Genomic DNA, 7,535 nt, shown 5'->3' with positions numbered 1-7,535 from the left:
GTCCTGATGCGGCGGCGCTCCGGTGCCCGGCCGGCCCCGGGGGCGCCCGTGCCCGCCGACGCCGTCGCGCCGGGCAGCCCCGACCTGGGCGTGATGCTGCCGTACACACCGGTGCACCATCTGCTGTTCGCGGCCCCGGGGGCGCCCCGGCTGCTGGTGATGACGAGCGGCAACGTGTCCGGGGAACCCATCGTGACGGACGACGACGAGGCCCTGGTGCGGCTGGCGGGCCTGGCCGACGCGTGGCTGACGCACGACCGGCCGGTCCAGGTGCCGTGCGACGACTCCGTGGTCCGCGTCTGCGACGGCGAGCCGCTGGTGCTGCGCCGCTCCCGCGGTTACGCGCCGCTGCCGGTCGCGCTGCCGGTTCCGGTGGTCCCGGCGCTCGCGGTCGGCGGGGACCTGAAGAACGTCTTCTGTCTCGGGCGGGGCGACAGGGCCTGGCTGTCCGCCCATGTCGGGGACATGGACGACCTCGCCACCCAGGAGGCGTTCGGCCGTGCCGAGCGGCACCTGGAGTCCGTGACCGGTGTGCGGCCGGCGCTGCTGGCCGCCGACACGCATCCCGGATACCGGTCGGGGGCGTGGGCGCGGCGGCACGCCGGGGACCGTCCCGTGGCCCGGGTGCAGCACCACCACGCGCACATCTCCTCCGTCCTGGCCGAGCACGGGGTGACGGAGGGCGGCCGGGTGATCGGGGTCGCCTTCGACGGCACCGGGCACGGCGACGACGGTGCCGTGTGGGGCGGTGAGTTCCTGCTCGCGGACTACGCCGGGTTCCGGCGGTTCGCGCATCTGGCCTATGTACCGCTGCCCGGCGGTGACGCGGCGGTGCGACGGCCGTACCGGATGGCGTTGGCCCATCTGGACGCCGCGGGCATCGCCTTCGACCCGGACCTGCCGTGCACGGCCGCCTGCCCGCCGGACGAACTCGCCGTGCTGCGGACGCAGTTGGCGCGCGGCCTGAACTGTGTGCCGACCTCCAGCATGGGCCGGCTGTTCGACGCGGTGTCGTCCCTGGCGGGGGTGTGCCACCACGCGGGGTACGAGGCGCAGGCCGCGATCGAGCTGGAGGCGGCGGCCGTGTCGGCCGGTGACCGGGTCCACGACCCGCGCTACGCGTTCCGGCTCTCGGGCGGCCCCGGCCCGTCGACCGCCTCCCCCGAACCGCTGCTGAGGGCGGTCGTCGAGGACGTACGGCGGCGGGTCCCCACGGGTGTGATCGCCGCCCGCTTCCACCTGGCCGTCGCCCGGCTGGTGCGGGAGGTGTGCGTGGCGGCCGGCGAGGCCGCGGGGCTCCGGACGGTGGCGCTGACCGGCGGGGTGTTCGCCAACACGCTGCTCTCCTCGGCCTGCGCCCGTGAGCTGCGTACCGCCGGTTTCACCGTGCTGCGCCACCGCGAGATCCCGCCGAACGACGGCGGGCTGGCCCTCGGCCAGCTTCTCGTGGCCGCCCGGGCGGGAGTCGGGAGCCGGAAGCCGATGACGGGCGTGGGCGTCCCCGCGCGCGACGAGTGAGGAGATCCGCATGTGTCTGGCGGTACCCGGCAGAGTGCTGGGCGTCGAGGAACGGGACGGGACCCGCATGGCCACCGTCGATTTCGGCGGTGTGGTCAAGGAGGTGTGCCTGGAGTACCTGCCCGATCTGGAGGTCGGTGAGTACGCCGTCGTGCACGTCGGCTTCGCCCTGCAGCGGCTGGACGAGGAGTCGGCCCGCCGGACCCTGGAGCTGTTCGAGGACCTCGGCATGCTCCAGGAGGAGTTCGGCGACCCGTGGGAGCAGGCCGCGCGGTTCGGCGACGAGGAACCGGCCCGGGAGGTACGACGGTGAAGTACGTCGAGGAGTTCCAGGACCCGGAGCTGGCGGCGCGGCTGCTCGACGACATCCGGGCCACGGTGACCAGGCCGTGGGCGCTGATGGAGGTGTGCGGGGGCCAGACGCACAGCATCATCCGGCACGGCATCGACCAACTGCTGCCCGACGAGGTGGAGTTGATCCACGGTCCGGGCTGTCCGGTCTGTGTGACGCCACTGGAGGTGATCGACAAGGCACTGGCGATCGCCTCGCGGCCCGAGGTGATCTTCTGCTCCTTCGGCGACATGCTGCGGGTCCCGGGCACGGGACGCGACCTGTTCCAGGTGCGGGGCGAGGGCGGCGACGTGCGCGTGGTGTACTCCCCGCTGGACGCGCTGCGGATCGCGGAGGAGAACCCGGACCGGGAGGTCGTGTTCTTCGGCGTCGGCTTCGAGACCACGGCCCCGCCCAACGCGATGACGGTGTACCAGGCCCGCAAGCGCGGCATCCGCAACTTCGGCCTGCTGGTCTCGCACGTGAGGGTGCCTCCCGCGATCGAGGCGATCATGCAGTCCCCGGACTGCCGGGTGCAGGGGTTCCTGGCGGCCGGACACGTGTGCAGCGTGATGGGTACGCAGGAGTACCCGGCGCTCGCCGAACGGTTCCGGGTGCCCATCGTGGTCACCGGGTTCGAGCCGCTGGACATCCTGGAGGGCGTACGGCGGACCGTGCGGCAGCTGGAGCGGGGCGAGCACACGGTCGACAACGCCTATCCGCGGGCCGTGCGGGCCGAGGGCAACCCGGCCGCGCGGGCCATGCTGGACGACGTGTTCGAGGTCGCCGACCGGGCGTGGCGCGGTATCGGGGTCATCCCGGGCAGCGGCTGGCGGCTGTCGGCCCGCTACCGGGAGTACGACGCCGAGCACCGTTTCCAGGTGGGGGACATCGCCACCCTGGAACCCGCCGAGTGCCGCAGTGGTGAGGTGCTGCAGGGGCTGCTGAAGCCGCACGAGTGCGAGGCGTTCGGGACGGCCTGTACGCCGCGTACGCCGCTGGGGGCGACCATGGTGTCCAGTGAGGGCGCCTGTGCCGCGTACTACCTGTACCGGCGGCTGGAACTGGACGTGGCCGTCCCGCAGCGGAAGGAGAGCTCCGTTGTCTGACGCCACCGCGGCCCCGGACATGCTCTCCTGGTCCTGTCCGGCGCCCCTGCGCGACCGGCCGCGCGTGGTGATGGGCCACGGCGGTGGCGGTGCCCTGTCCGCCGAACTCCTCGAGCAGGTCGTCCTGCCGGGGCTCGGCGGGGCGGCACCGGCCGCGCTCACCGACTCGGCCGTGGTCGAGCTGGGCGGTGCCCGGCTCGCCTTCTCCACCGACACCTTCGTGGTGCGGCCGCTGTTCTTCCCCGGCGGCAGCATCGGTGATCTCGCGGTCAACGGCACGGTCAACGACCTCGCGATGAGCGGGGCGCGTGCGGCGTACCTCTCGTGCGGGCTGATCCTGGAGGAGGGCGTCGAGATCGAGACGGTCGGCCGGGTCTCCGAGGCGATCGGTGCCGCGGCCCGTACCGCCGGGGTGCGGGTGGTGACGGGTGACACCAAGGTCGTGGAGGCCGGCCACGGTGACGGCGTGTACGTCAGCACGTCGGGCATCGGTGTGGTCCCCGCCGGGGTGGACCTGCGTCCGCAGCGGGTGGTTCCCGGCGATGTCGTCCTGGTGAGCGGCGCCATCGGCGTGCACGGCGTGGCCGTCATGAGCAAGCGGGAGAACCTGCGGTTCGAGACCGCGGTCGAGAGCGACTGCGCGCCGCTCTGCGGGCTCGTCGAGGCGATGCTGGCGGTCACCCCGGATCTGCGGGTGCTGCGCGATCCGACCCGCGGGGGCCTGGCGGCCTCGCTCAACGAGATCGCCGTGGCGTCGGGGTGCGGGGTCGTCGTCCAGGAGCGTGCCGTCCCGGTGCCGCCGCCGGTGGCCGGCGCCTGCGCGATGCTGGGGCTCGACCCGATGTACGTGGCCAACGAGGGCAAGCTCGTCGCCTTCGTGCCGCGGGAGCACGCGGACGCGGTCCTGGCCGCGATGAGGGCACACCACCTGGGGGCCGACGCCGCCGTCATCGGCGAGGTGGTCGCGGAGCACCCGGGCATGGTGGTCGCGCGGACCGGGCTCGGGGGGACCCGGGTGGTGGACCTGCCGATGGGCGAACAGCTTCCGCGGATCTGCTGAACGGTGCGCGCCGGTGCGCCACCCGGGCGGTCCGGGCGGCGCACCGGCGTCAGCGGCCGGCGGTGCGCTCCAGGAGCGCGGTCACCTCACGGCGCACCCCGTCCCGCGCCTCGGCGGGCAGTGATCCCAGGTCGGTACGGTCCAGGGCCCGCAGCACCTCCTCGGCTCCGGTGTCGCAGGGCGTGGTCCCGCTGATCACCTCGTAGCCGTCCCGGACGGCGACGAAGAGGCTGCGGGCGCCGTCGCTCCCGGTGTGCACGGCGGTGGCGACGACGAGGGGCGGCGGCCCGCCCGCCTCACCGTCCGCCTTGTAGTAACCGCTGGCCACGGGATCGCGCCAGCGGATACCGAGCAGCAGATGGCGCTTGGCCACCACTTCGGCCAGGTCGGTCTCGTAGGCGCCGTCCCGGTCCAGTACGGTCGCCCGCGCGTCCAGGACCAGCGCCGCGGGCAGCAGACAGCGCAGGGTGCTGCCCACGATGTTGCCGCCGACGGTGGCCGTCCGGCGTACGGCGCCGGTGCCCACGGTGGAGGCCGCTCGGCGCAGCACGTCCGGCACCCGGTCGTCCACCTGGTGCAGCAGGACGGCGGCGCCCAGCGCCTCGCGTTCTATGAGGGTGGCCTGGGGGAGCTTGCGCAGGGACATGGCCTGCTCGGGAAAGCCGTCGCGTTGCCAGAGGGCCCACACGAGGGTGGCTCCGCCGACGGGCACCGCTCCTTCGGCCAGACACCGCTGGGCTTCGGACAGGGACGTGGGAAGACGCAACAGCACGACGGTCGACCTGCTTTCCTGAACAGGGCCGGGAAACCACGGCGTTTCACGGGGTGATCACGAGCACTGCATTGTCCGTACCCGTACGGGGGCGCATACAGGGCTCACGGGGTCGCCGAGTGCGCCCGCCGGCGGTCACTGGAGCCGGCGGATCTCCCCGCGCACCCGGTAGAAGCCGCCGGCCGCCGGGTGCAGCGCGTCCACGACATAGCGTGCGCCGGGCACCCGTATCGCCCGCGGGAACTGCACGTTCCAGGACCCGTCGTAGCCCTCGGACACGACGTGGACGCGCAGTCGGCCGTGCTGCTGGACGCATTCGACGACGACGGCACCGGTGGGGGCCTGGGCGACGGTCGCCACCGCGGTCGCGGCCGTGGCCGGCGCGTAGGTCGGCAGGGCCGCGGCGAGCTTGACGTCCCGCGCGACCGGCACCGTGCCCTGCTGCGCCGCGGAGACGGCGGCCTCGCTCGCGTCCACGCACACCAGCGAACCGTCCGTGGTCACCAGGTAGAGCCGCTCGTCGCGGTACTGCATGGACAGCGCCGATCCGCCTCCCGTCCCGAGCTTCCACAGGCGCGTGCCGTCCCGGTCGAAGCAGTAGACGGACGACGCGGCGTCGCCGGCGAAGACGAACCGTCCGCCCGGGGAGGTGGCGCAGGAGTAGACGGCGCTGTCGCAGGCGTAGGTGGCCTCGATGGCGCCGGTCGTCTTCGACAGCCGCTGCACCACGCGGTGCGCCGTACCGGCGTAGACGGTGTCGTCCTCCTGCCAGCCGAACAGCACCCCGCCGCGGGTGGGGGTGTGCCACAGCTCGCCGCCGCCGTCGGGCGCGTAGGCGGTGACTCCCCCCTGATGGCCGTGGTAGACGGCCCGGTCGTCGGCGCGGACCATCCAGGCGTGCTCACCCTGGCTGCGGCGGGTCCACTGGTGCTCGTCCTCGTGGTCGATGACGGTGAGGCGGCCTGCGCGGTCCGAGACGTTCAGCACCCCTTCGTGGATGTCCAGCCAGAAGATGTCGACGTCCGCGGCGATGTCGTAGGCGGCGAACGGCAGCTTCGAGGAGAGGTCGTAGACCCGGCCGTCGTCACAGCCCGCGTAGATCCAGAAGTCGTCCGCGACCAGGCACTTCACCCCGTCCGGAAGGCTGAAGCGGGCCAGTACCTCGCCCTCGTGGTCCAGGGTGAAGACGTCACCGGACTGGTTGCCGACCCAGCAGCGGTCGTCGTCGACGTGGATGCCGAACGCCGAGGATCCGGTGCCGAACCGCCACAGCACGGGGGCCACGGCGCGCGCGGTGGACGGGGCCGAGACCACCTGACGGCGGGTCACCGCGCGCGGGGCCCGCTGCCCCCGCACCGCCGGCTCGTAGCCCTTGCGGACCTTCTCCCCCACCTTCTTCGCCGCGGCGGCCCGCGCCTTCGCGACCGTGGGAAACGTCGTCGTCTGGGTCTGTCCCGCCGCGCCGATCCTGCCGTAGCGCACCGTCACCGTCTGGCCGTCGACCGTCACTTCGTAGAACTTGTGCGCGGCGCCGTCCTCCTGCGACAGCTCCAGATACGTCGTCGACACCGTGGAACCGGCAGACATGGCGAACCCCTCCCCAGACGGAACCCGCGGCCGTTCCGCCGGGTCCTACTGATCAAACCGTAGGCGCGGCCACTGACAATGGGGTCGGTCGTCGCCGCCGGCCGGTCTCCCCCGCATGAACGAACGGACCCATGAACGCCGTAACGCTGCTGGACGTCCTGCTGGACGCCGCCCGCCGTGCCCCCGACCAGGTGGTCGTCCATGTCCGGGGGGACGGCGGGGAAACGCCCGTCACCTTCCGGCGGCTCCTGGAGGACTCCTTGCGTGTCGCGGGCGGTTACCGTGACGCGGGAGTCGCGCCGGGCACCTGCGTGCCGGTGGTCGCGGACCGCGGTGAGGACTTCCAGCCCCTGTTCTGGGGCGCGCTCGCGGCCGGTCTGGTGCCGGTGCCGCTGGCCCCCGACGTGCGGCGGGTCCGCCCCGTGTGGGAGCACCTCGGGTGTCCCCCGGTCGCGGTGGACGAGGCCTGCGCGGACGTGGCCGGCCGGCTCCCGGACGGCGCCCGGGTGCTGCGGCTGGAGGAGCTGCGGACGTCCTCCGCCGTCGGGTCGCCCGCCACCGCCGCCCCGGACGACCTGGCGTTCCTGCAGTTCTCCTCCGGCAGCACCGGGGCGCCCAAGGGCGTGGAGCTGACCCACGCCGCCGTGCTGGCCAACCTCCGCCAGCTGACCGGAGCAGCCGCGCTCACCGACCGGGACGTGGTGGTGAGCTGGATGCCGTACTTCCACGACATGGGACTCATCGGCACCCATCTGGCGCCGCTCGCCGCGCGGGCCAAGCAGGTGCGGATCGCCCCGCTGTCGTTCGCGAAGAACCCCCGGCTGTGGTTCGAGGTGGCCGCCGCGCACCGGGCCACCCTGCTGTCCGCCGCGAACTTCGCCCTGGCGCTGACCGTCCGCCGGGTACCCGAGGAGGCGTTCGCCGGGCTCGACCTGAGCACGGTGCGGCTGATCCTGGTGGGCGCCGAGCCGATCTCGGCGACGGTGTGGCGGGACTTCACCGCCCGGACCCGGCCGTCCGGGCTCGACCCCCGGGCGGCGACGCCCGTGTACGGGCTGGCCGAGGCGACCCTGGCCGTCACGTTCCCGCCGCCGGGCGAGGTGGCCGTGCCCGTCGCCCTGGAGCGTGCCGCGCTCAGCCGCGGGCGGGCGGTGGAGC

General features: G+C 73.6%; 7 protein-coding genes. 5 read left to right on the top strand and 2 right to left on the bottom strand.

Annotation, left to right across the window (positions count from 1 at the left end; translation table 11 throughout):
• The 4 genes from B7767_RS31580 to hypE all read left to right on the top strand — a co-directional run.
• Positions 1–1,518 (top strand): Sua5/YciO/YrdC/YwlC family protein (locus B7767_RS31580; protein WP_143652731.1); only part of this gene is annotated, 1,518 nt, incomplete at its 5' end.
• Between the two features lie 10 nt (positions 1,519–1,528).
• Entirely contained in the window at positions 1,529–1,831 is a 303-nt protein-coding gene (locus B7767_RS31575; protein WP_085575115.1) for a HypC/HybG/HupF family hydrogenase formation chaperone, read from the top strand.
• Positions 1,828–2,958 carry a hydrogenase formation protein HypD gene (gene hypD, locus B7767_RS31570; protein ID WP_085575114.1) on the top strand — a complete coding sequence of 377 codons (1,131 nt, stop codon included), beginning with the start codon at positions 1,828–1,830 and terminating at the stop codon, positions 2,956–2,958. Before B7767_RS31575 ends, hypD begins: the two co-directional genes overlap by 4 nt.
• A 19-nt stretch (positions 2,959–2,977) precedes the next feature.
• Entirely contained in the window at positions 2,978–4,018 is a 1,041-nt protein-coding gene (gene hypE / locus B7767_RS31565; RefSeq protein ID WP_107486443.1) for a hydrogenase expression/formation protein HypE, read from the top strand.
• 49 nt (positions 4,019–4,067) lie between these two features.
• Here the strand turns inward: hypE and B7767_RS31560 are convergent, their stop codons facing one another.
• Both B7767_RS31560 and B7767_RS31555 read right to left on the bottom strand, forming a co-directional pair.
• Positions 4,068–4,790 carry an FAD binding domain-containing protein gene (locus tag B7767_RS31560; protein ID WP_085575112.1) on the bottom strand — a complete coding sequence of 241 codons (723 nt, stop codon included), beginning with the start codon at positions 4,788–4,790 and terminating at the stop codon, positions 4,068–4,070.
• A gap of 135 nt (positions 4,791–4,925) precedes the next feature.
• Complete coding sequence (locus B7767_RS31555; RefSeq protein WP_085575111.1) at positions 4,926–6,377, bottom strand: WGR domain-containing protein; 1,452 nt, start codon at positions 6,375–6,377, stop codon at positions 4,926–4,928.
• A 131-nt stretch (positions 6,378–6,508) separates the two neighbouring features.
• On the opposite strand from B7767_RS31555, the gene B7767_RS31550 reads away from it, so the two are divergent.
• On the top strand, positions 6,509–7,535 hold a 1,027-nt coding region (locus B7767_RS31550), incomplete at its 3' end, for an AMP-binding protein (RefSeq protein ID WP_143652732.1).

The sequence above is a fragment of the Streptomyces sp. 13-12-16 genome, from assembly GCF_002114215.1.
Taxonomy (GTDB): domain Bacteria; phylum Actinomycetota; class Actinomycetes; order Streptomycetales; family Streptomycetaceae; genus Streptomyces.
The sequence above is the reverse complement of the archived record's forward strand: the minus strand, read 5'-3'. Positions and strand labels throughout refer to the sequence as shown.